This window comes from Streptomyces sp. NBC_00878 (assembly GCF_026341515.1).
GTDB lineage: Bacteria > Actinomycetota > Actinomycetes > Streptomycetales > Streptomycetaceae > Streptomyces.
Genome location: NZ_JAPEOK010000002.1, coordinates 539,403 through 559,252, shown reverse-complemented (window position 1 = coordinate 559,252; position 19,850 = coordinate 539,403). Strand labels below are relative to the sequence as shown.

The 19,850-nt window shown below is 69.0% G+C and carries 18 protein-coding genes and 2 pseudogenes; 10 read left to right on the top strand and 10 right to left on the bottom strand.

What is annotated here, in order from left to right:
- Positions 1-41 precede the first annotated feature (41 nt).
- Positions 42-944, top strand: coding sequence for a Gfo/Idh/MocA family protein (locus tag OHA11_RS46645; protein WP_266508547.1), 903 nt, complete (start codon positions 42-44; stop codon positions 942-944).
- 188 nt (positions 945-1,132) lie between these two features.
- Here OHA11_RS46645 and OHA11_RS46640 read toward each other — a convergent pair whose 3' ends face one another.
- The 4 genes from OHA11_RS46640 to OHA11_RS46625 all read right to left on the bottom strand — a co-directional run bounded on the left by OHA11_RS46640 (position 1,133) and on the right by OHA11_RS46625 (position 5,128).
- Positions 1,133-1,561, bottom strand: coding sequence for a cupin domain-containing protein (locus tag OHA11_RS46640; RefSeq protein WP_266508673.1), 429 nt, complete (start codon positions 1,559-1,561; stop codon positions 1,133-1,135).
- 226 nt (positions 1,562-1,787) lie between these two features.
- Positions 1,788-3,149 carry an NAD(P)/FAD-dependent oxidoreductase gene (locus OHA11_RS46635; RefSeq protein ID WP_266508546.1) on the bottom strand — a complete coding sequence of 454 codons (1,362 nt, stop codon included), beginning with the start codon at positions 3,147-3,149 and terminating at the stop codon, positions 1,788-1,790.
- Between the two features lie 260 nt (positions 3,150-3,409).
- A complete protein-coding gene (locus tag OHA11_RS46630) occupies positions 3,410-4,324 on the bottom strand; it encodes an SGNH/GDSL hydrolase family protein (RefSeq protein ID WP_266508545.1) in 915 nt (304 codons plus the stop codon).
- Between the two features lie 225 nt (positions 4,325-4,549).
- Positions 4,550-5,128, bottom strand: coding sequence for a tellurite resistance TerB family protein (locus OHA11_RS46625; RefSeq protein ID WP_266508671.1), 579 nt, complete (start codon positions 5,126-5,128; stop codon positions 4,550-4,552).
- A 166-nt stretch (positions 5,129-5,294) separates the two neighbouring features.
- Between OHA11_RS46625 and OHA11_RS46620 the strand changes: the two genes are divergently transcribed.
- Both OHA11_RS46620 and OHA11_RS46615 read left to right on the top strand, forming a co-directional pair.
- A complete protein-coding gene (locus tag OHA11_RS46620; RefSeq protein WP_266508544.1) occupies positions 5,295-5,687 on the top strand; it encodes a helix-turn-helix domain-containing protein in 393 nt (130 codons plus the stop codon).
- Between the two features lie 148 nt (positions 5,688-5,835).
- The gene (locus OHA11_RS46615) at positions 5,836-6,246 is read left to right on the top strand and encodes a VOC family protein (RefSeq protein ID WP_266508543.1); all 411 of its coding nucleotides are present in this window, start codon (positions 5,836-5,838) and stop codon (positions 6,244-6,246) included.
- Between the two features lie 159 nt (positions 6,247-6,405).
- Here the strand turns inward: OHA11_RS46615 and OHA11_RS46610 are convergent, their stop codons facing one another.
- Both OHA11_RS46610 and OHA11_RS46605 read right to left on the bottom strand, forming a co-directional pair.
- Positions 6,406-7,686: an MFS transporter gene (locus tag OHA11_RS46610; RefSeq protein WP_266508542.1), complete on the bottom strand. Its 1,281-nt coding sequence runs from the start codon at positions 7,684-7,686 to the stop codon at positions 6,406-6,408.
- A gap of 796 nt (positions 7,687-8,482) precedes the next feature.
- Positions 8,483-9,175 (bottom strand): hypothetical protein, encoded by a 693-nt coding sequence (locus OHA11_RS46605; RefSeq protein WP_266508540.1) that lies wholly within the window; start codon positions 9,173-9,175, stop codon positions 8,483-8,485.
- A 430-nt stretch (positions 9,176-9,605) separates the two neighbouring features.
- Here OHA11_RS46605 and OHA11_RS46600 point away from each other — a divergent pair, with 430 nt between their 5' ends.
- A complete protein-coding gene (locus tag OHA11_RS46600) occupies positions 9,606-11,234 on the top strand; it encodes an amidase (protein ID WP_266508538.1) in 1,629 nt (542 codons plus the stop codon).
- Between the two features lie 57 nt (positions 11,235-11,291).
- Here OHA11_RS46600 and OHA11_RS46595 read toward each other — a convergent pair whose 3' ends face one another.
- Both OHA11_RS46595 and OHA11_RS46590 read right to left on the bottom strand, forming a co-directional pair.
- Positions 11,292-11,489 (bottom strand): ferredoxin, encoded by a 198-nt coding sequence (locus OHA11_RS46595; protein ID WP_266508537.1) that lies wholly within the window; start codon positions 11,487-11,489, stop codon positions 11,292-11,294.
- Between the two features lie 11 nt (positions 11,490-11,500).
- Entirely contained in the window at positions 11,501-12,718 is a 1,218-nt protein-coding gene (locus tag OHA11_RS46590; RefSeq protein WP_266508535.1) for a cytochrome P450, read from the bottom strand.
- A gap of 755 nt (positions 12,719-13,473) precedes the next feature.
- On the opposite strand from OHA11_RS46590, the pseudogene OHA11_RS46585 reads away from it, so the two are divergent.
- The 4 genes and pseudogenes from OHA11_RS46585 to OHA11_RS46570 all read left to right on the top strand — a co-directional run.
- Positions 13,474-13,590, top strand: a pseudogene (locus tag OHA11_RS46585) (RNA polymerase subunit sigma); the annotation flags it as partial.
- 231 nt (positions 13,591-13,821) lie between these two features.
- Positions 13,822-15,000, top strand: coding sequence for an acyltransferase (locus OHA11_RS46580; RefSeq protein WP_266508534.1), 1,179 nt, complete (start codon positions 13,822-13,824; stop codon positions 14,998-15,000).
- 120 nt (positions 15,001-15,120) lie between these two features.
- A complete protein-coding gene (locus OHA11_RS46575) occupies positions 15,121-15,549 on the top strand; it encodes a methyltransferase domain-containing protein (RefSeq protein WP_323186803.1) in 429 nt (142 codons plus the stop codon).
- Positions 15,476-15,886, top strand: a complete 411-nt coding sequence (locus OHA11_RS46570) for a hypothetical protein (RefSeq protein WP_266508532.1) — start codon at positions 15,476-15,478, stop codon at positions 15,884-15,886. Before OHA11_RS46575 ends, OHA11_RS46570 begins: the two co-directional genes overlap by 74 nt.
- A gap of 73 nt (positions 15,887-15,959) precedes the next feature.
- Here the strand turns inward: OHA11_RS46570 and OHA11_RS46565 are convergent.
- Positions 15,960-16,055, bottom strand: a pseudogene (locus OHA11_RS46565) (IS5/IS1182 family transposase); the annotation flags it as partial.
- 367 nt (positions 16,056-16,422) lie between these two features.
- Here OHA11_RS46565 and OHA11_RS46560 point away from each other — a divergent pair.
- Positions 16,423-17,007 (top strand): GNAT family N-acetyltransferase, encoded by a 585-nt coding sequence (locus OHA11_RS46560; protein WP_266508530.1) that lies wholly within the window; start codon positions 16,423-16,425, stop codon positions 17,005-17,007.
- Here OHA11_RS46560 and OHA11_RS46555 read toward each other — a convergent pair.
- Positions 16,949-17,386, bottom strand: a complete 438-nt coding sequence (locus OHA11_RS46555; RefSeq protein WP_266508528.1) for a hypothetical protein — start codon at positions 17,384-17,386, stop codon at positions 16,949-16,951. The two genes, OHA11_RS46560 and OHA11_RS46555, sit on opposite strands and share 59 nt — an antisense overlap.
- A gap of 283 nt (positions 17,387-17,669) precedes the next feature.
- On the opposite strand from OHA11_RS46555, the gene OHA11_RS46550 reads away from it, so the two are divergent.
- Complete coding sequence (locus OHA11_RS46550) at positions 17,670-19,799, top strand: hypothetical protein (protein ID WP_266508526.1); 2,130 nt, start codon at positions 17,670-17,672, stop codon at positions 19,797-19,799.
- Positions 19,800-19,850 lie beyond the last annotated feature (51 nt).

Sequence of the window (19,850 nt, the reverse complement as noted above, 5' to 3'; positions counted from 1 at the left end):
AGCGGCCGCCGAATGAGACAGGCACGACGAGAGGTGGCGGTATGCGCATCGGACTGCTCGGTACTGGGCCCTGGGCCGACATGGCCCACGCTCCCGCCTTGAGCGGGCATCGCGAACTGGACTTCGTGGGGGTGTGGGGCAGGCGCGCCGACGCGGCCAAGGCCCTGGCCGACCGGCACGGAACGCGCGCGTACGAGGACGTCGACGACCTCCTCGCCGAGGTGGACGCGGTCGCCATCGCCCTGCCTCCCTCCATACAGGCCCCGCTCGCGGCGCGCGCCGCGCGGGCTCACTGCCATCTGCTGCTCGACAAGCCGCTAGCGGCGACCGTGGAGGAGGGACGCGCCGTCGTCGAGGCGGTCGAGCAGGCGGGCGTCGCCTCGGTCGTCTTCTTCACCAGCCGCTTCCAGCCCGAGATACAGGCCTGGATCGCCGAACAGGCCGCCACGGAGGGCTGGTTCACCGCACGCGCGGAGTGGCTCGGCGCTGTGTTCACGAGTGACAGCCCGTTCGCGGCCTCGGCCTGGCGACGGGAGAAGGGCGGCCTGTGGGATGTCGGCCCGCATGCCCTGTCCGTGCTGCTGCCGGTTCTCGGGGATGTGGAGCGGGTGGCGGCTGCCGCGCGGGGCCCGCAGGACACCGTTCACCTGGTGCTCCACCATGCCGGCGGGGCGTCGAGCACCCTGACTCTCAGCCTGACGGCGCCGCCCGCTGCCGCCGGAGCCGCCGTCGAGCTGCGGGGCAAGGCCGGGGTGACCGTCCTGCCCGGCTCCGCCGAGGGGGCGGTCGAGGCTCTCACACGGGCAGCCGACGCCCTTCTCGACGCCGCCCGCACCGGTCGCCCGCATCCGTGCGACGCCGCCTTCGGCCTGCGGGTGACGGAGATCCTCACCGACGCCGAAGCACAGCTCAGCAGCGGCTCCCCGGCGAGCCAAGAGCGCTGAGAGGGCCGCGGAACCGACCGGCCGACGAGCGGGCGGGGCAGTGCACGGGCGGCTACCGCACACTGCCCCAGTGGCGCGGAGACACATCCGATGAGAAACGTGCGCCCTCCGGTCCTGCCGGGCTCTCGCCGCTCCCCCACTCCCTGATCCCGCTCTGTCCCTGTCCCCTTGCTCCTGTCCCCTTGGCCCTATCCCCCGGCGCACGCCGGTGCGTCCGCGTCGACGGACAGCGGGCTGCCCTCGGGCACGAGGTAGGTGACGTACAACTCGACCGGCTCGGTGCCGAGGTTGCGGCCGATGTGGACGTGCCGGGCTCCGGCCGGCTCGATGAACGAGGTGCCCGTCGTGGTGACTTCCACGGAGCAGTCCTGCAACGTGCGGGTGAGTGTGCCCGACTTGACGACCGCGATGACCTGACCGGAGTGGTAGTGCCAGCCCGTCGAGCCGCCCGGCGCGATGGTGATGGACCGCACGATGACGTCCGTACGCCCCTTGGCCTTGACCTTCAGCGTTCCGGCCGAGGTGCCCTGGGCGAGGATCGTGCCGGTGACCCCGCTGCCGGGCGTGGCGAGCGCGGACGTCGAGCCGAAGGCCAGCGCGGCCGCACAACCGGTCATGACGAACGCCCTGCGGATCTTGCGCATCCGAGACGTAGTGCCCACGGAAATCCCCCTCCGGATCGGCCAACTCGTGGACTCTCCCGCATACTTGAGCCCGACAGACTCATTGCCCCCGTACATCGCCGCCCACACCCGGGCGCCCCGGACAACAGTCCGACCCGCTGGTGAGTCCGAGCCGCCCGTGAGTCCGACCAACGTGCGAGGGGCCGCCGCGCTCCTCTCGTCACCCGGCCTCGGTGCGCTCCCGAATCTGCTCCGGAGTCAGATACGCGCTCGTGTGCTCGAAGCCCCGCAGCGTCGGGGACGCACGGGACAGCAGCCCCGTACGCACGAAGTCGTCGCCGGCCACGGTGTTCAGCGCCCAGTTCGTCGCCACCCGGGCCTTCGCCACATTGGTGCGCAGCGCCGACCAGTGGTAGCCGCGGGCGACTGCCAGCGCGGGCAGGCCGCGCAGCTCGACACCGAGCGGCTTGGACACGGCGTCGAGGCCCCCGAGATCGACGACGAGTCCCAGGTCCTTGTGGACGTACGGCGTCATCCGCTGCCCGCGCAGCGACGCGATGACGTTGTCGGCGACGTGTTTGCCCTGGCGCATCGCGTGCTGCGCGGTCGGTGGGCAGACGGCGCCCTCCGTGTCCTTGGCCTCGTCCGGTACGGCGGCGGCGTCGCCGAGCGCGAAGACGCCGTCGTGGCCGGGCAGGGACATCTCCGAGCTGACCGCCAGCCGCCCCTTGACCGTCTCGGCGCCCAAGGTGGCGATGAGCGGGCTCGCCGCGGCTCCGGCGGTCCAGATCAGCGTATGGGTCGGGATCACCCGGCCGTCGGTGAAGGTGACCTCATCAGGGCCCGCCTTCGCGATGGAGACGCCCAGCGAGATGTCGATGCCCCGCTTGCGCAGGATCTCCTGGGCGCTGCGGCCGAGCTTGTCACCCAGCTCGGGCATCAGCTTCGGTGCGATGTCGATCAGATGCCACTTGATCAGCTTGGGGTCGAGCCTCGGGTAACGCTTGACGGCGTTGTGCGTCAGGCGCTGGAGGCACCCGGCGGTCTCCGTGCCGGCGTAGCCGCCGCCGACCACCACGAACTGAAGCCGCGCCGCCCGCTCGGCCTCGTCCTGGCTGGCGTCGGCGACATCGAGCTGCGAGATGACGTGGTCACGGAGGTACGCGGCCTCGGCGAGCGTCTTCATGCCGCGGGCGTGGTCGGTGAGGCCCGGGATGTCGAAGGTGCGCGTGACGCTGCCGGGTGCCAGCACGATGTGGTCGTACCGCTCGTTCACCATCTCGCCGGTGATCGTGCGGACGACGCAGACCTTGGCCTTCAGATCCACGCCGATGGCGCCGCCGGGGATGATGCGCGTGCGGTACTTGCGGCTGCGGCGCAGCGACACGGCGATCGACTGCGGGGTCAGTACCCCGGAGGCGACCTGTGGCAGCAGCGGCAGGTAGAGCTGGTAGGAGACCGGTGTCACCAGCGCCAGGTCGGCCTCGTCGGGCCGCAGCTTGCGCTCCAGGCTGCGGACGCAGCCCACTCCCGCGAAGCCCGCTCCCACCACCAAGATCTTCGGTCGTGCCACGATGTCCATCCCTTCACCGGCCGCGCACTGTCTGGCTTCCCACGATCCCCCTCTGCCCCCTGAGTCCCCCGTTCTCACAGGGTGATCCCCCGAGGAGGCGAGCCGACACCCCTCCCCGACCGACGAGTCGGCCCCCTACCCGTACGGTACGGACCCGTATGGACCGGACCGTACGGATACGGGTTCGAGTCATCGGTGTCGAAGTCTGCGCTGAACCAGGTGGCCGTGTCAGCCCCTTCGCGGGGACTTCCTCCTCGTGGGAAGGCCGGTCAGCGTCCGTGCCCCTTGTTCAGACGCTTCAGCACGGCACGTGCCATGGCCTCCTCGCCCTTGGCGTTGGGGTGTGCCGGGGCCGCGGGCGAGGCCGGTCGCAAGGGCTCGACCCAGCGGATCTCCGGGGCCTTGCACATGTCGTGCCCGATCGTGGGCCCGTACGTGTCGACGTACTCGGCCCGGTTCAGCCCCGCCACCACGCGCATCATCAGGTTGAGGCGCTTACCGGTGTCGCGCAGATAGGGAAAGTCCTTGGCCGCGAACGGGACCGAGGGGTAACAGCCACTGCCGTCCTCCGGCAGGAGATTCGGATAGCCGACCACGAGCACGCGCGCGTGCGGAGCCCTGGCACGCACGTCCCGCAGAACGCGGGCGATCTTGGGCGCGGTGTCGAGGATCTTCCGCGTCAGCTGATCGACCCCGGTGGACGTGTAGTGACGCCGGCAGGGGTCACCAGCGAGATCCTGCGAACTCAGCTGGGCGCAGGTGCTGATGACGGAGCTGAACCCGAAGTCGTTGCCGCCTATCTGGACCGTCACCAGGTCGGTGTCACGCCGCAGGGCGTCGAGCTGTGGAGGGTTGGTCCCCTGTGCCTTCCACATGTGCTCGGTCGTGGCGCCGCTGCAGCTCACGTCCTTGAACGTGGACGTTCTTCGCTCCGCGGCGACGAGTGAGGGGTAGTTGTGGTCGGAGCGGGCGCAGTTCGCGTCCACCTGACGCGGGATCAACGGCCCAGAGGTGTACGAGTCCCCCAGCGAGACGTAGTCCGTGCCCCGGCCGCGGCCGTCACCGTGGGCCGCGACGGGTGCCGCCGACGCGACGACGAGGGCGCAGCCGCTGACCGCTGCTCCCACGGCGGTCGCCCGTCTGCGGTTCGACGCCGTTCTGCCGTACTGGGTACCACGGTTCATGAAGTTCCCCCCTGAGTCCGGAACGGCGAGCCGGGCCGCCGACGGCGCCCCAACGCCCGGTAACTGCACTTGTATACCGGCTAGTTCACTCCCGGGACCAGAGGCCGACAGTACGGAGCCAACGGGTACGCGCCACGGATCCGCCGGTTCGACATGACCGCCAGAGGCCGTCGACTCCGCAGGGGCGGAGTTCCACAGGGGCAGAGTCGACGGCGGCGGCAGCTGTCAGATGCCGAACTCCGTGGGTGACAGGCCGAGGGCGGCGCAGGCGTCGCGGATGGCCTGCTGCTCGGACGCCTCGAAGTGCCCGTCGGCGCCCGCGACCACGATGCCCGTCTGGATGACCGCGCGGGCCTCCGCCGGCTTCTTGGCCGCCTTGGCGATCTCCCGCAGCGCTTCGGCCTTGCCCAGTTCGAAGTTGGCGACGAGCTGGTCCAGGTGTTTGTTGAAGCGCTGGCGAAGCTGGTCCGCCGGGAAGTTCTGCAACACCTCGTTCGAGACGATCAGCTCCTCCACCCGCTGCCGCTCCGCCGCCTCCACGTATCCGTCGGCCGCGGCCACCAGCGCGCACATGGCCATGCTGGCGTCCCGGTACGCCCCGCTCTTGAGCTCCGTCTTGACCGACGCGAGCTGGGACTTGAGCAGCCCTACCAACTGGGCCTTGGAGCCACCGGACGAACCGGACGCGTGGCCACCGCGCTGTCCCTGTCCATAGGGGGCGTGCCCCTGTCCGCTCCCTCCCCTGGCACCCTGGGACTGCTGGAGATTCTTGGCCTGGTCCTTGAGCCGGTCCCACATCGCCACTACTGCCACCTCGGCTTCTGCTGTTGCCTGTCCGGTCCTGATCATCGGTCACGCTTTCACGCCCCGCCACAGATGAACGGTCCTCGCGGCCACTGGTGTTCCCGAATGGCAAAGGCAACGTAAAAAAATCCTGCTCAGCGTCGGCGGGCCATGGTGTGATGGCGTCGTGAGCCGTGCCACAGAAGAGAGCAACCGTCGCATGCTTCGGGCACGGGACGCGATGGACCGCGCCTACGCGCAGCCTCTGGACGTCCCGGCCCTGGCCCGGATCGCCCATGTGTCCCAGGCACACTTCACCCGCACCTTCCGGGCCACGTTCGGCGAGACGCCGCACCGCTATCTGCAGCGCCGCCGGGTCGAGCGTGCGATGTTCCTGTTGCGGGAGACCGACCGCAGCGTGACGGACATCTGCTTCGAGGTCGGGTTCGGCAGCCCGGGAACCTTCAGCCGCACGTTCCACGACGTCGTCGGCCGGTCACCGAGGACGTACCGCCAGGAAGCGGCGGCCGCGGCCGTACCGACGTGTTTCGCGATGGCGTGGATGCGGCCGAGCGCCTGATCGCCCGCTCGGCCCCAGGTCGTGTCGTCAAACTCCCGCCTGCCACCCTCCGGGCGGACGGCGGGAGTTTGACGACAGGACCCAGCCATCCGCCGGCTGAGCAGTTTTGGATAAGTTTTCGCCCGTCCGGCTCGCTAGCGTGGTGCCCATGTTCACCGCTATCACGCACTCGCAGATTTACGTCCTCGACCAGGACGAGGCCCTCGACTTCTACGTGGGCAAGCTCGGCCTGGAGGTCAACGCCGACGTCGACCTGGGCTTCATGCGCTGGCTCACCGTCGGCGTCCCCGGTCACCCGGAGCGCCAGATCCTGCTGGAGAAGCCGGGGCCTCCGGCCCTGTCCGAGGAGACGGCGCAGCAGGTCCGGGAGCTGTTGACCAAGGGGGCGATGGGCGGACACCTCATCTTCGCCACCGACGACTGCCGCAAGACGTACGAGAAGCTGCTGGGCCGGGGCGTCGAGTTCACCGAGGAGCCCACCGAGCGCCCGTACGGAATCGACTGCGGCCTCCGCGACCCCTTCGGCAACAGCATCCGCTTCACCCAGCCGAAGGAGTAGGACTCCTCCCCCACAGGCAAGGCCCGGCCGGTGACGGGGCGAACGCCGTCACGGCCGCGTCCACCGTCCGGCCGGTGACGTGACGGTTCGGCCGAGATGCCGGGCGAAGAGCCGGACCGCCGCCGACAAGCCGTTGCACGGGCTGTCGCCCGGGCTCCGTCAGGCCGTCGCCCGGGCCAGGTTGCCGGAGCCGTTCAGGACCGGGTCGCCCCGCAACCGCAGGAAGGCAAGACCGAGAGCCACGGCTTGCAGCACGCCGCACACCAGGATCGCGTGGCCGAGTGCCGGCAGCGGCGTCAGGGCGACCACGATGCCCGCGACCGGGAAGGGCAACAGCAGAAGCAGGATGGTCAGCGACAGGGTGCTTCCGAAGGCTGCCGGCGGTATGAGAAGTGAGCGCAGCGTGCGCAGCACCACGGTCAGGCCGCCGTCCGCAGCCATGAAAAGCGCCATGACCAGGACGTACGAGATGTAGGTGGGCGCCTGGGACAGGGCGAGACAGGCCGCGGACGCGACCGTGGAGCAGACCACGCCTACTCCCCACAGGCCCAGCCGGTTGAGCGCGATCCGGCAGGCCGCGATGGCGAGGAGGGTGGATGCCGCTGCCGCCGACCAGAGGGTGCCCACGGCTGCCGAGGTCAGCCCGAAGTGCTCGATCACGATGATGGGGCTGGCTGCCTGCAGCAGCCCGAGCGCGAGGTTGGAGATGACGAGCCCGGCCACGAGCCAACTCAGCACTGGCAGCGAACTCAGGGTGTGCCACCCCATCTTGAGCCCTGCTTCCAGTCGCGCGCCGTTCCTCGCCGAGGCGCGCAGTGGCGTCGGCGGGGTCTGCAGCGCGAGACAGGCCGCGAGGACGGAGCACACTCCCAGGACCGCGAGCATGTGGCTCGGTCCGGCGAGCAGCAGCACACCTCCCAGCGCGGGCCCGGTGAGCGTGGCGGTCTGGTCGATCCCGATCAGCACGGCCTGCACCTTGTGCGCCTGTCCCGCCGTGCGCCGGCTGACGATCGCGCCCACGGCCTCGTTCGCGATGAAACTGAACTGCGTCAGGGCACCGGTTCCGGCGGCCAGCGCCATCACGGTGACCGTTTCGGCCGTCCCGCTCGGGAGTACGAACAGGGCGACGCCTCCCGCCGCCACGAGCAGCGCCCGTGCCAGGGAGGCGAGGAAGAACACGATCGCGGCGCCACGCCGGTCGACCAGGTCACCCGCCAGGCCGAAGGCCGCCACCCGCGGTATCCATTCCAGCGCGAAGGCCAGGCCCGTCAGAGACGCGGATTTGGTCGTGGCGAGCACCAGGAGCGGCATGGCGTAGGTGCACATGGAGAAGGCGAGTGCGTCAAAGGCACGGGGTGCGTAGACCCGGCGGAGCAGGCTGCCTTGGGGAATGGCTGCGTGCCGACCGGCCGGTTGGCCCTCGTAAACGGAGATGGTCACGGAGTTGGGGTGCTTTCGGTCAGCGGTGGCATGACAAGAGGAGGGGAACGTGAGGAGGAGGTCTTCGACCGGCCTGACGGCCCGTCAAATGAAGGACCCGGCCGATGGTTCTTGGCCTGAAGCCGGACGCGATGCGCCGAAGCCGGTCCCGTAGGGCGGCGACCGCCGCAGGGGGCTTCTGTCGCCGACCGCGCCGAACGGGAGGCGCCGCATTCGATCAGCAGGGCATCAGGCGTTGTTCGTACGCGCTACGCGGCCTTCGCACCGCCGTCCGCGCACCGTTGGCGCGGGCCCTTGAACAGCCGCACGGCAGGTCGGACATGTCTCCGCGATTCCCTCGACCGGCCGCTGCCGGGATGCCGGTTGCCCCACTGGTGTCGCTCCGCTCGGCGGCGGGCTTGGCTGTGACGGGGACGCTGTCCGTCCACGCCAGGGTGCGAGCTCTTGGGCACGCGGACTCCACTCGAGTGTGGGCAAGAGGGAAATCAGGCCTGCGGTATGAAGCGGCACGCCCGACGGTAGTGAAGTGACCTTGCCACAGGCGTAGTTGAGGAAACAACCGCGAAGCCCACACAAGTTTTCGGCATCCTACCCGTGCCGGTGCCGGGCCACAGGAGTCGGTCCCACCAGCGAGGCGTCACCGGCCCGTCCGCACGCGACACCGCGTCCGCCGGTTCGCAGAACGCGCTTACCCCAGAGGCCGGCAGAGCGGGCCGACCAACCCGGGACGACGTACGAGGGCCCGCGTGCCTCTCAGGGCCGGGCAAGCCCCCGTACGCGCCGGTTCTTCGATGTTCTACGCGTAGATCGGCCCCGCGTGGGCCCACGTCGTCGTACCGAAGACCTCGGGGTCGTCGATCGTGATCCGCAGGTTGCTGACCTTGAGCCCGTACTGGGTCGGGGTCATGCCGGACGGGCAGTCAACGTCCACGATGGGAGTGAAGTTGACGAACCAGTTGGGACCGTATTCGGCGTCCGGGTTGTCGCGGAACCGCTGGACGAGATTGGCGGCGCCGCCCTCGACGTAGACCGGGGACAGACGACGCTGTTCCTGGTGGACGACGAAGGCGGTGGAGTGGTCGAAGCTGCCGTCGGCACGCAGACAGCCGAAGGTGCGGTCGGTGTCGGCGTACGCGTCGAAGTAGCCGGTACCGGCCAGTCCCGCCTTGTAGCCGGGCTGCTCGCGGACGTTGTGGAGCACCGTCCCGAGCTTGAAGCCGCCACAGCCGGGCGACGGGTCGAACTGCCGGAAGTAGAGCTCGCAGGTGTTCGGTTCGTTGTACGCGGCGTCCGGGTCCGGGATGTACGGCTGGGGCACGACGGCCCCGTAGAACTTCGCCGTCATGGAAACGCCGCCCGCGCTGGGCGCCGGGATGTCGACGACGGTGTCGGCCTGGGCGACGCTCGGTCCGGTCAGGACGAGGCCCGTGGCCGCCAGCAGCGCGACGCCCAGCCGCGTCAGAGTCTTGCGGATGCCTGTCTTTCGCATGTACTGCTCCCCCTTGATGCGCATTGGCCAAGGCAAGCTAACCGCGCCTCAACACCCGTGACAGACAAACGCCTTGAATCCACACAAGTGGAGGAATGGTGCGCGGTGCGCTGGACACGGTGAGGGACTGCGTATCCGGACTTGGTTTCGGGGCTTCATATCCGGCCCCTGCGTGGCGTCGAAGCCGAATGGGACGGCCTGCCCCTCGGCGTTCCGGCTGGCACCCGCGGATATCGGGGGCTGCTTCCACCTCGGAGCGGGGGGACAGCCGGAGCGAGAAAGTGCGGCCACGCCTCTAGCGTGATGGAGACGTGAGGAGTTCCGCGCTGCTCATGCCGCACACCTCGCCTCGCGCCGACGCGCTTCTGCCGGCGCGGTCACTCCCACGCCCCGGCCGACACCCATCAACTCGTCGCAGGAGCCGCACCGAATGGACCCGATCAACACCCCACGCCGCGCCGTGCTCGCGCTCGGCACCGCCGCGGCAGCCGCACCATGGCTCGGCGGAGTTCCCGCCCGGGCTCACGCCACAACCACAGGGCGAGCCGCGGACACAGCCCACGCGGCGGCCACCGGACTCGACGAACTGGGCATCACCGAGCTTCGCCGGCGGATGGACGACGGACGGCTCGACGTCGAACAGCTCACCCGTCACTACCTGGAACGCATCGAGCGCATCGACCCGCTCCTGCATGCCGTGATCGAGGTCAATCCCGACGCACTGCGAGAGGCCCGGCGCCTGGACGCCGAGGGGGATCGCCGCGGACCGCTGCACGGCATGCCCATCCTGCTCAAGGATCTGGTGGAGACCGCGGACCGGATGCACACAACGGCCGGATCACTCGCTCTCCAGGGACTGCGGCCGGCGAAGGACGCCACGGTCGCCGCCCGGCTGCGCGCCGCCGGTGCCGTCATCCTCGGCAAGACCAATCTCAGTGAGTGGGCCGGCGGCATGTCGCTCACCCACCATGCGGGCTGGAGCGCCCGCGGCGGACAGACCCGGAACCCCTACAAACTGGACCGGTCGCCGAACGAGTCGAGTTCGGGCACGGCGGTCGCCGTCGCGGCCAACCTGTGCGTCGCCGGAATCGGCACCGAGACCAACGGCTCCATCATCGACCCGGCCTCGGCGAACTGCGTCGTCGGGGTGAAGCCGACCGTCGGACTGGTCGGGCGCGGCGGCGTGATTCCGGGTGTGCCGAGCCAGGACAGTGTCGGTCCGATCGCGCGCACGGTCCGCGACGCCGCGATCCTGCTCGGCACGCTCGTCGGCATCGACGACCGCGATCCGGCGACCGGGGCGAGTCGCGGCCACTTCCATCGCGACTACACCCGCTTCCTGGACGCCGACGGGCTGCGTGGGGCCCGCATCGGCGTACCGCGAACGGTGTACTTCGGCTACAGCCACCACGCCGACGAGATCGCGGAGCGGGCGATCGCCACCCTGCGCAAGGCCGGGGCGACCGTGGTCGACCCGGCCGGCATCCCGACAGCCGAGCAGCTCGAAGACCTGCCCAGCTCGATGGTCGTCCAGGCGTACGAGATCAAGCGTGCGCTGAACGCCTACCTGGCCGGCGCCCCCGGCGACCATCCGCGCAGCCTGGCGGAGCTGATCGCGTTCAACCGCGCGCACGCCGACCGCGAGCTCCGCTATGTGCGGCAGGACGGGCTGGAGGCGGTGCACGAGCTGGACTTCACCGAACGCGAATACCGCGAGGCGCTGGCCACCAACCACCGGCTCTCGCGCGCTCGGGGCATCGATGCGGTGCTGCGCCGGTTCCGTCTGGACGCACTGGTCATGCCGACCACCGGACCTCCCGCCAAGATCGACCTGATCCGCGGGGACACCTACGGCGGCGGCGCGTCGACGCCCGCCGCTCTCGCCGGATACCCCGCGATCAGCGTCCCGGCGGGCTTCGCGTTCGGCCTGCCGGTCGGCCTGACCTTCATGGGTACGGCGTGGAGCGAGCCGACTCTGCTCCGGCTCGCCTACGCCTTCGAGCAGGCCGGCCGCGTCCGTCGACCGCCGACCTACCGAGGCGCCGATGTCGGCTTCTGAACCGCGACCGACGAGGACACGCCCGGGCGGTGACGCGCTGGGCGCCGGGCCCGGCCGTCAGCGTGCTGTTTCCGAGACCCTGATGGCGCCGACCGGGCAGGCCCGGGCCGCCTCCCGGATCATCGGGTCGCCGCTGTCCTCCCGTCCGGGCAGGAGGGTGCTGAAGCCGTCGTCGTCCTGAACGAAGACGGCTGGGGCGGTCAGCGCGCATTGGCCGGCGCCGATACACACGTCCGTGTCGATGTCGATGTGCACGAGGAGGCCCCCTACCAGGTCACGGGGAGTTCCAGCATCCCCTGGATCGTGTCGCCCGGCTTGAAACGGACCTCGTCCGCCGCCACGGCGAGCCGCAGACCGGGCAACCGCTCGAACAGGGTTCGCAGGGCGATCTCCAGCTCGGCGCGGGCGAGGTTCTGGCCGAGGCACTGGTGGACGCCGAAGCCGAAGGCCACGTGATGGCGGGTGGGCCGGTGCCAGTCAAGCGCGTCCGGTTCGGCGTAGACCTCCGCGTCGCGGTTGATGACCGACGTCCCGAAGACCACGCCGTCACCCGCGCGGATGGTCGTCCCGGCCACCTCGATGTCCTCGGTGGCCAGCCGCAGCAGCCCGTCCGCGATGGACAGCATCCGCATCAACTCGTCGACGGCGGCGGGCCACAGCGACGGGTCGGCCCGCAACTCGGCCAGCCGCTCGGGGTGTTGGAGAAGGGTGTGCGTACCCAGAGAGATCATGTTGGCGGTCGTCTCGTGGCCGGCGATCAAGAGGATCGTGGCCAGGCCGATCGCCTCCTCGCGGTCCACCGCGCCCTCGCGCAGCTGTTCGTGGACCAGGGCGCCGAGGACGCCGTCGCCGACGGGCGACTCGAGCTTGCGGTCGATCAACGCGCCGAGGTAGTCGTACAGCTGATCGCGCGCGCCCCGCACCTGGTCGAGGTCCCGGCCACGCAGCAGCAGACGGGACTGCTCCTCGAAGAACTCGTGGTCCGCGTACGGGACGCCGAGCAGCTCGCAGATCACCGTCGAGGGCACGGGGAGCGCGAAGGCGCTCACCAACTCGGCGGGCGGGCCCTGCGCGACCATCGCGTCGAGGCATTCGTCGACGATTCGCTGGATCGCCGGTCGCAGCGCGGTGGCGCGCTTGAGGGTGAAGCTCGGGACCAGCATCCGCCGCTGGATGTGGTGTTCGGGGTCGTCGACGTTCAGCAGGGCGGCCCGGCGGTCGCGGAGCGCCATGACGCGCGGCGAGGTGCCCGGAAAGCCGTGGCGCAGGCGGTCGGTGGACAGGCGGGAATCGGCGAGCAGGGCGCGGGCCACGTCACGTCCGGTGACCAGCCAGGCGGTCCGGCCGTCGTAGAGGGTGACGCGGGCGAGCGGTCGGTCGGTGCGCAGGGGGTCATAGCCGGTGGGCGGCTGGAAGGGACAGGTGCGGTCCTGGGGGAAGGCGACGGGCGCCGGGAGTGCCGACACTTCTGTCGCGCCTGTCATGCCTCTCGCGCCTGCCGCGCCTGCCGTACCTGTTGCGTCCGTCGTGTCTGTCATATCCGTCATGGAAGACCTCGCAGACGAAGAGTGCGTCGTACCGACCCTCATTAGATGCCGCAGGCACCTATCTGGGCGACACCGAGTTCGGCCAGATCGACGAAGGGGGGCAATCTGGCCGGAATTGACCACTCCGGAGACCACTTCGGAGACCACTTCGGAGAGTGCTTCGGAGACCGCTTCGGAGACCGCTTCGGCACTGACCGCGACCGTGCGTTCGTCCGGGCGGTGAAGTGCGCGCCTTCTCGGCACCGGGGACCGGGCACCACGGCGTTCGGCTGTGCGGCGCGTCCGCCGCCGAGTCCTCCTTCGCGCTCCCGCGAATGGCGTAACCGTCGCTGCGCCGCGCTCACCATGATCCATAGCCTGGCATCCGGCGCGTGACCTCGCGTCTGTTCGGACAGAGAAGGCGAGCGCCCCCAGTGAAACTCCCGATGTTGCAGCGCATGGCCTGGCTCACCGCGGCCACCACGCTGCTCACCACGCTCGCCACCGCCCCGGCCGGTGCCGACAGCACGTGGCAGCAGGCCTGCGGACCATGCCGTTCTGCGAAGCCTGATGCCTCCTGAGCACTGGTCGGCATCCCTGCCCTGTAACGCTTTTCGCGCCTCGGCCCAAGCACAGGTGAAGTGCCGTTGAGGCTCCCCGGGGAACCTCCGCCGAGGATGCCTCGCGGAGCCTCCGACCAGAAGGAGTCGCCGGTGGATGGCACGGGACGGTTACGGGGTGGACCCGCCGCGGCGGTACGTGACCCGCGGCTCCTCGAAGAGTTCTGTCGGCGCCACGTGGACGCGGTAACTCGTTTCGTGGCCCGGCGACGCGTCGACTCCTGACGGGGCGAAGTCCCGCGGTCCGCCGGGAAATCCACGGACGGCGGGACGCCGGGGAGCCAGGCAATGACACGGGACCCCCCAAGAAACGCCTCACCCACAGGACGCGGTCCACGTATGGAAGCCCCACCCCCCGTCCCTCCGTCGAGGGGACAGCCACCCTCCGCACCACCACGACCACGACCACCCGCATCCGGCGCGGCGAACGGTCCGTCGCGGTTGGGCTGGCTCGACGCGTTGCGCGGCATCGCGGCACTTGTCGTGGTGTTCGACCACGCGACGTACACGTTCATGGCGGATTTCCGGCGGGAGCTGATGCCGGAGTTCAACACCAGTCGGTACGGCATCATGGTGTTCTTCCTCGTGAGCGGCTACATCATCCCCGCGTCGCTTGAACGCCGGGGCTGCGTCCGGACGTTCTGGATCGGACGGGTCTTCCGCATGTACCCGCTGTGGGCGGCTGTCGTCACCGCCGTCCTCGTCCTCGACCTGGCGGGCGTGGCGGACATGCGAACCGGCTCGGGTGAGCAGAGTGGTGCCACGGTGGCGGTCGCCCATGTCACCTTGCTTCAAGAGCTGCTGGGGACGCCCAGTCTCCTTCTCGTCCTGTGGACGCTGTCGTACGAGATGGCTTTCTATCTGCTGGTCGTTGCTCTGTTCACGGTCCGCCTGAACGAGTGGTCCTGGGCGGTCGCCGTCACCCTGGCCGTGCTCGCGGCCGTGAGCGCGGCGGCAGGGGGCACGCTGCCGGCCTCCGCCCTTTCCGACGCGGTCGGCACCGGCCCGCTGGCCGCGCTCGCCTCGGTCGCCATAGTGGTCGCCATCTGCTGCGCGAGCAGCACGTTGCCCTCCCTTCGCGTGTTCGGGGGTGTGTTGGGCGGAGTGCTGGGGTACGTCCTGGTCGCGTTCAACGGCACGGTCCCCATGTGGGAGGGCCTGACGATCCTCGCGGTGATGTTCCTCGGCACCGCCGTCCACCGGGCCGAGAACGGGCAGAACACCTGGTGGTGGGTGGCCTGCACAGCCGTCGTGGTGATCGGCTGCGGCGTGGCGAGTGCCTACTGGCAGGGCGGCGGGACCTCGTACACCCGGCGCGGCTGGATCCTGGCGTTCCTGCTGGCGTTGCTCACCTTCGGTGTCGGACTGGCGGCGCGCCATCGGCGGATCCCGCTCTGGCTCACCGGTCTGGGAGTGATCAGTTACTCGGTCTACCTGGTGCATCCGGTGCTGCTGTCGGTGATCGACGGCACGATCGGCCGACGGCCGCGGGACAGTGTCGTACTCGTGGTGGCGTTCTATGCGGTGCTGCTGCCGCTGTGTGTGCTGACCTACCGCTGCATCGAAGCTCCGGGCCAGGCATGGGGCCGAAAACTGGCACGCCGCGTTCAGCCTCCGTGACGAGGGGCCGAGCGCACGCGTCGCACACGTCCCCAAGTGCCCAGTGCTGGGCCGGGAACGTGTCCCGGTCGTCGGCCTGTTCGGTGCGAGGCGCCCGGCCGGAGTGTTTGACTTGCGTGTATGTCGACGACCCTTGGTGTGACCCGGCCGGAGCAGGCCTCGTACATGCTGCGGGCGGCAGCCAGCAACGCTGGTCGTGCCTACAAGCAGCAGCTCATCGACCTGTTGGACATTGCACGCGGTCAGACCGCGTTGGACGTCGGCTGCGGTCCGGGCACTGACCTTCCCGCACTGGCTGAGCGGGTCGGTGAGCACGGCACCGTGATCGGCATCGATCGCGACCCGGCCATGCTCGCCCAAGCGCGTGAACGAGCCACTGGCCTGCACGGAGTGGAGGTATGCGAGGGCGACGCACACGCGCTTCCCATCCATCCGGGATCGGTGGATCGAGCCAAGATCGACCGGGTTCTGATGCATGTTGAGGAACCAGACGCTGCTCTCGCTCAGCTGCACCGTGCCAGGCGCCCTCGTCGGTCTCGTCGAGCCTGACTGGGACACGCTGGCCGTTGATGCGGAGGATCGTCGGACCAGCCGGGACTTCACTCGGTACACCACGGAGGAAGTAGTTCGTAACGCCACCATCGGACGGAGCCTGGGCCGGCTTGCTGAGAAGGCAGGTTTCCGTGTGGAGACGGTGGTGGCGACGACACCGGTCTTCAGAGACTTCGCCGATGCGGACCACACGCTGGGGCTTGGCCGCACCATGCAGCGGGCCATCAACGACGGTTACGTGGAGCTGGACCGCGGCGAGCGGTGGTTTGCCGACCTCGCTGAAGGCTCCTTCTACGCATCGTTCACCCTCGTCACCGTGATCTGCTCTCGGTGACCTGAGACTCGATGGCCACAACTGTCAGAACTTGCGTCGTGGTCTGCGACCGAGGTGGTCGCGGTGTCGGCTTTCGGGTGAGGCGGCGGGGCATGAGCGGGATAGATGCCCAGGTGACGAGGGTCTCGCTGACCTGGGGCAGCCTTTCGTGGTCACGGCAGTGGCGGCGGAATCGTGAGGTCGAGTTGGGTCTTTGCCCAGGTCACGGGAAGTGCCTGCGCAGGCGGATCGGCCCAGCCGCAGGCGCTTGGGTTCCCAGCGGCGCTTCCTGGTTTTCTGACCACTCGTCGGACAGCTGCTCGTTCATTTCAGAGGTCGTTGAGTCCGTTTCTAGTAGTGGCCTCGTCCGGGTTGGGCGAGGAAGCCTTGGCGGGCGAGGCGGCTGTGGGTGACGTTCATGTCTGGGTCGTCGGCGGGCAGGCCGAGTAGTCGTGCCGTGCACGATCTGCTGGTAGGCGGAGCTTTGGTCGTGAGGATCGGACCGGGATCGGAAATTCGGTGTTGTGCCCGCCCCATGAGGACACAAGATAGTGCGCATGACTTTGGCCACCCCCGTACTGCACACCGCTCACCTGCGACTGCGCCCCTTCACCGACGCCGACGCGGACCTGCTCTTCGCCCTGCACAGCAGCACCTACGTGATGCGCTACTGGGACTCCCCGCCGTGGAACGAACGGGCCCGCGCCGAACGCTTCATCAACATGTGCCGGAAGATGGAGGACGAAGGCACCGGGGCCCGGGTGGCCATCGACCGCGCTTCTGACGGGGCCTTCGTCGGCTGGTGCGGTCTGACCGGATGGAACCCGGACTACCGCAGCGCGTCGTTGGGCTACGTCCTCGACCAAGCGATGTGGGGACACGGCTACGCGACGGAGGCCGCGCACGCCTTGCTGCGGTGGGCATTCGACACACTGGACCTGAATCGAGTTCAGGCCGAGACCGATACGCGCAACGTGGAGTCTGCCCGGGTCCTGGAGAAGATCGGATTCATGCGTGAAGGGACGTTGCGGGAGGACTGCGTCGTGAATGGCGAGGTATCCGACTCGTGGGTGTTCGGGTTGATCAGGCGAGAGTGGCGGCCGGCGGCCGTGCCGATTCCGGCCCTCGAAGAGCGGCGTTAAGTCTGTCCTGGTAGAGGCCGCGTCCAGGTTGAGTGAGGAAGCCTTGACGGGTGAGGCGTCCCAGGCGGCTGCGGGTGACGTTCATGGCCGGGTCGTCGGTGGGCATGCCGAGGAGCCCGTGTGGATCACGGACCCGGAACGCCTGATCGGGCTGGGTGTTGAAGGCGTTCAGGATGACCTGGTAGGCGGTGGTCAACTCAGGCGGTTCGGATTCGGTCCCGGTCGTGTCGGAGACAGGGTCCTCCCCCGGTTCGGGCACGGCCAGCGCGGCCAGGGCCTGCTCCGAGCCCAGGACGAACGGGGAGGCCGTCAACGCGCCGGAGAAGCCTGCCATCTGCAGGATGTGACGGCGTGTGAGCCCCGTGGCTTGCTTCGGCATGCGGCGTGACCTTTCCCATTCTCTGGACAACGTTGTCAGAGGGTCGCGGTCATTCTTCGGGCGCCCGGTGGACACGTCAAGACTTGAGTCGCCTCTTGGGGCACTCGACGCATCACGCGTACTCCCTTGAGGGGCCGGTCGATTGGGTCATGCAGCCCTGTTGACCGGCCCGCCGAACGACACTTAGGTTTCACGGAGGTGAAAGCGCTTGCTGTTATGGGCACCTGACAACGATGTCAGGGTGTTGAGAATGCCAAGGACCAGATAAGGGTGATGCCTGATCATGTCCCCACTGAGCCGCCGCCTCTTCCTCGGTACTGCCTCGGCCGCCTTCCTGGCGGCAGGGACCGGATCCGCCGCCGCGCTGTCGGAGAGCATCCGGCGCGGAGCGCGGAACTGGACCTTCGAGAACGACTCGCTCAGAGCCACGGTCACCTACGAAAGCGGCGGCATCCGCCTCTCCGGGCTCGTCAACAAGCGTGCGGGCCGTGACTACTTGGCCGCCGCGCCCTCACTGCTCTTCGCCCACGAACTCGACGGCGCCGACACCGTACGCGCCGACGACGGAGGGTGGAGCCTGGGCGCGACGACCAGGGAACTCATCACCGTACGCACGACGGAGAGGTCCTGGCGGGTCGGGGAACGCGTCCGTATCCCCCTGCGCAGAACCACGCCCCGGCCGTTCCGCGTCACCCTCGTCTTCGAGATCTACGACGGCGACGCGGGCCTGCGCTACTTCACCCTCGTACGCAATGAGGACACGGTCCGCGAGCTCACCCTCACCCGCTCCACCGTGATCGGCCTGCGGCTGCCCGACGAGCCGCACACCCTCCACTACGTCCCGAACATGAAGTGGTTCAGCACACGAGGGTCGTTGAGTACCGACCCCGTCGGCAGGTCCTGGCCGAAGAAGGCCCTCAACGTGTACGACTCCGGGGACGGCTGGAGTGTGAGTCCCGAGCTCAACTGGAAGACCCAGCGTGGCAACGGCAACTACCCGACCGACTACATGCTGCCGCCGTTCGCGGGCGTCAACGCCTGGCACGAGCAGGACACCGTCTCCGTGGACACCCACCCCGAGGCGCTGCGGCTGTCACTGTTCCCGGGTGAGGAGTTCGAGTATCTCGCGGTCAACCTGACGGTCTTCAAGGGCGATGTCGTCGACGGCAAGATGGCCGACGAGCTGCACTTCCGCAAGCGCTTCAAGTACCACCGCACGACCACGCTCTTCCACCAGAACGACTGGGACTACCGCGGCGGCCCGGGTCATGAACTGCCCGTCGGCTACTACTACGACACCGTCATCCCGCAGACGAAGCGGGCGGGCCTCGACATGGTGATGCTCGACGACTACTGGAACACCACGCGGGATTCCATCGAGCCCAGCGACTCCATGAAGAAGTCCATCACCAGCCTGGCAATGCTCTCGAAGACGCTCAAGGACAACGGACTCGGCTTCGGTCTGTGGTTCTGCCTGACGGGAGACGGCCATCTCAAGGGCCGCGACCTCGCCGACCCGGCCCAACTCGCCTACAAGAGGGGCCAGATCGAGACGCTGCTCAACGACTACGGCGTCACCCAGCACATGATCGACCTCACCGAGTACTGGCAGAACGAGCGGACGACCGCCTACTCGCACCCGAGTGACAACGTCTACCGCAAGGCCGTCCTCACCCGGACCATGCTCAACGACCTGGTGACGAAGAACCCTCAGTACCTGCCCAAGCTGACCAGTGAACTCGATATCGCCCCCACCCAGGGCGACCGCAACAACGGCCTGCTGCACATCGCGTACAACGGCTGGAACACCTCCAACGGGGGCGTCACCGGGGAGGACCTGTCGCTGCGTACGGCGCTCACCGCCTTCGGACACCTGCCGATGGGCGCGACCTACATGAACGGCGGCAAAATGACCGGCCGCATGGAGGACTACTACTCCTACATGGCCGTCCGCGCCGTCAAGTTCCCCCAGGATCCCGGCGACGCGACCAAGTGGCCCGAGGCGGCGGTGAGGTTGATGGGTGTCTTCAACGCCTGGCGCAGGCGGCCCGAGATCACCGCGCTGACGGATGGTCAGTTCCTGCCCGTCCACCTGGGCCAGGGCTGGGACACGACGGAGTGGGACAGTGCCAAGGGCCCGTACGTGTGGATGTGGGCGGACGCGCCGCGCCGCACCGCCCTCCTGATCGCGACCGCCGCCGGCACCGCGCAGACGGCCGTCGCCGCCAAGGTGCGCTGGCTGAAGGACCGCACGACGTACGCCGTCACGGACATCACCATCGACGACGACGGCACGCAGGCGCACACCGCGAAGGGGCAGTTCACGGGCGAGCGCCTGCGCACCGAGGGGCTTCCGGTCGACCTGTCCGAGAACACCTCGAAGGGCAAGGCGTTCTGGCTGGAGGCGGTGTAGGCGCGGGGCGCGCACGTCGCGGGTCCGGAGGCCGGTGTGCCTCCGGACCGG

What these genes read in the sequence shown, in the direction of transcription:
- OHA11_RS46645 (WP_266508547.1), top strand. Translation starts at nt 42, where the DNA reads ATGCGCATCGGACTGCTCGGTACTGGGCCCTGGGCCGACATGGCCCAC.
- OHA11_RS46640 (WP_266508673.1), bottom strand. Translation starts at nt 1,561, where the DNA reads ATGACCGGTTGTGCGGCCGCGCTGGCCTTCGGCTCGACGTCCGCGCTC.
- OHA11_RS46635 (WP_266508546.1), bottom strand. Translation starts at nt 3,149, where the DNA reads ATGGACATCGTGGCACGACCGAAGATCTTGGTGGTGGGAGCGGGCTTC.
- OHA11_RS46630 (WP_266508545.1), bottom strand. Translation starts at nt 4,324, where the DNA reads ATGAACCGTGGTACCCAGTACGGCAGAACGGCGTCGAACCGCAGACGG.
- OHA11_RS46615 (WP_266508543.1), top strand. Translation starts at nt 5,836, where the DNA reads ATGTTCACCGCTATCACGCACTCGCAGATTTACGTCCTCGACCAGGAC.
- OHA11_RS46605 (WP_266508540.1), bottom strand. Translation starts at nt 9,175, where the DNA reads ATGCGAAAGACAGGCATCCGCAAGACTCTGACGCGGCTGGGCGTCGCG.
- OHA11_RS46600 (WP_266508538.1), top strand. Translation starts at nt 9,606, where the DNA reads ATGGACCCGATCAACACCCCACGCCGCGCCGTGCTCGCGCTCGGCACC.
- OHA11_RS46590 (WP_266508535.1), bottom strand. Translation starts at nt 12,718, where the DNA reads ATGACAGGCGCGACAGAAGTGTCGGCACTCCCGGCGCCCGTCGCCTTC.
- OHA11_RS46575 (WP_323186803.1), top strand. Translation starts at nt 15,121, where the DNA reads ATGTCGACGACCCTTGGTGTGACCCGGCCGGAGCAGGCCTCGTACATG.
- OHA11_RS46570 (WP_266508532.1), top strand. Translation starts at nt 15,476, where the DNA reads ATGTTGAGGAACCAGACGCTGCTCTCGCTCAGCTGCACCGTGCCAGGC.
- OHA11_RS46560 (WP_266508530.1), top strand. Translation starts at nt 16,423, where the DNA reads ATGACTTTGGCCACCCCCGTACTGCACACCGCTCACCTGCGACTGCGC.
- OHA11_RS46555 (WP_266508528.1), bottom strand. Translation starts at nt 17,386, where the DNA reads ATGCCGAAGCAAGCCACGGGGCTCACACGCCGTCACATCCTGCAGATG.
- OHA11_RS46550 (WP_266508526.1), top strand. Translation starts at nt 17,670, where the DNA reads ATGTCCCCACTGAGCCGCCGCCTCTTCCTCGGTACTGCCTCGGCCGCC.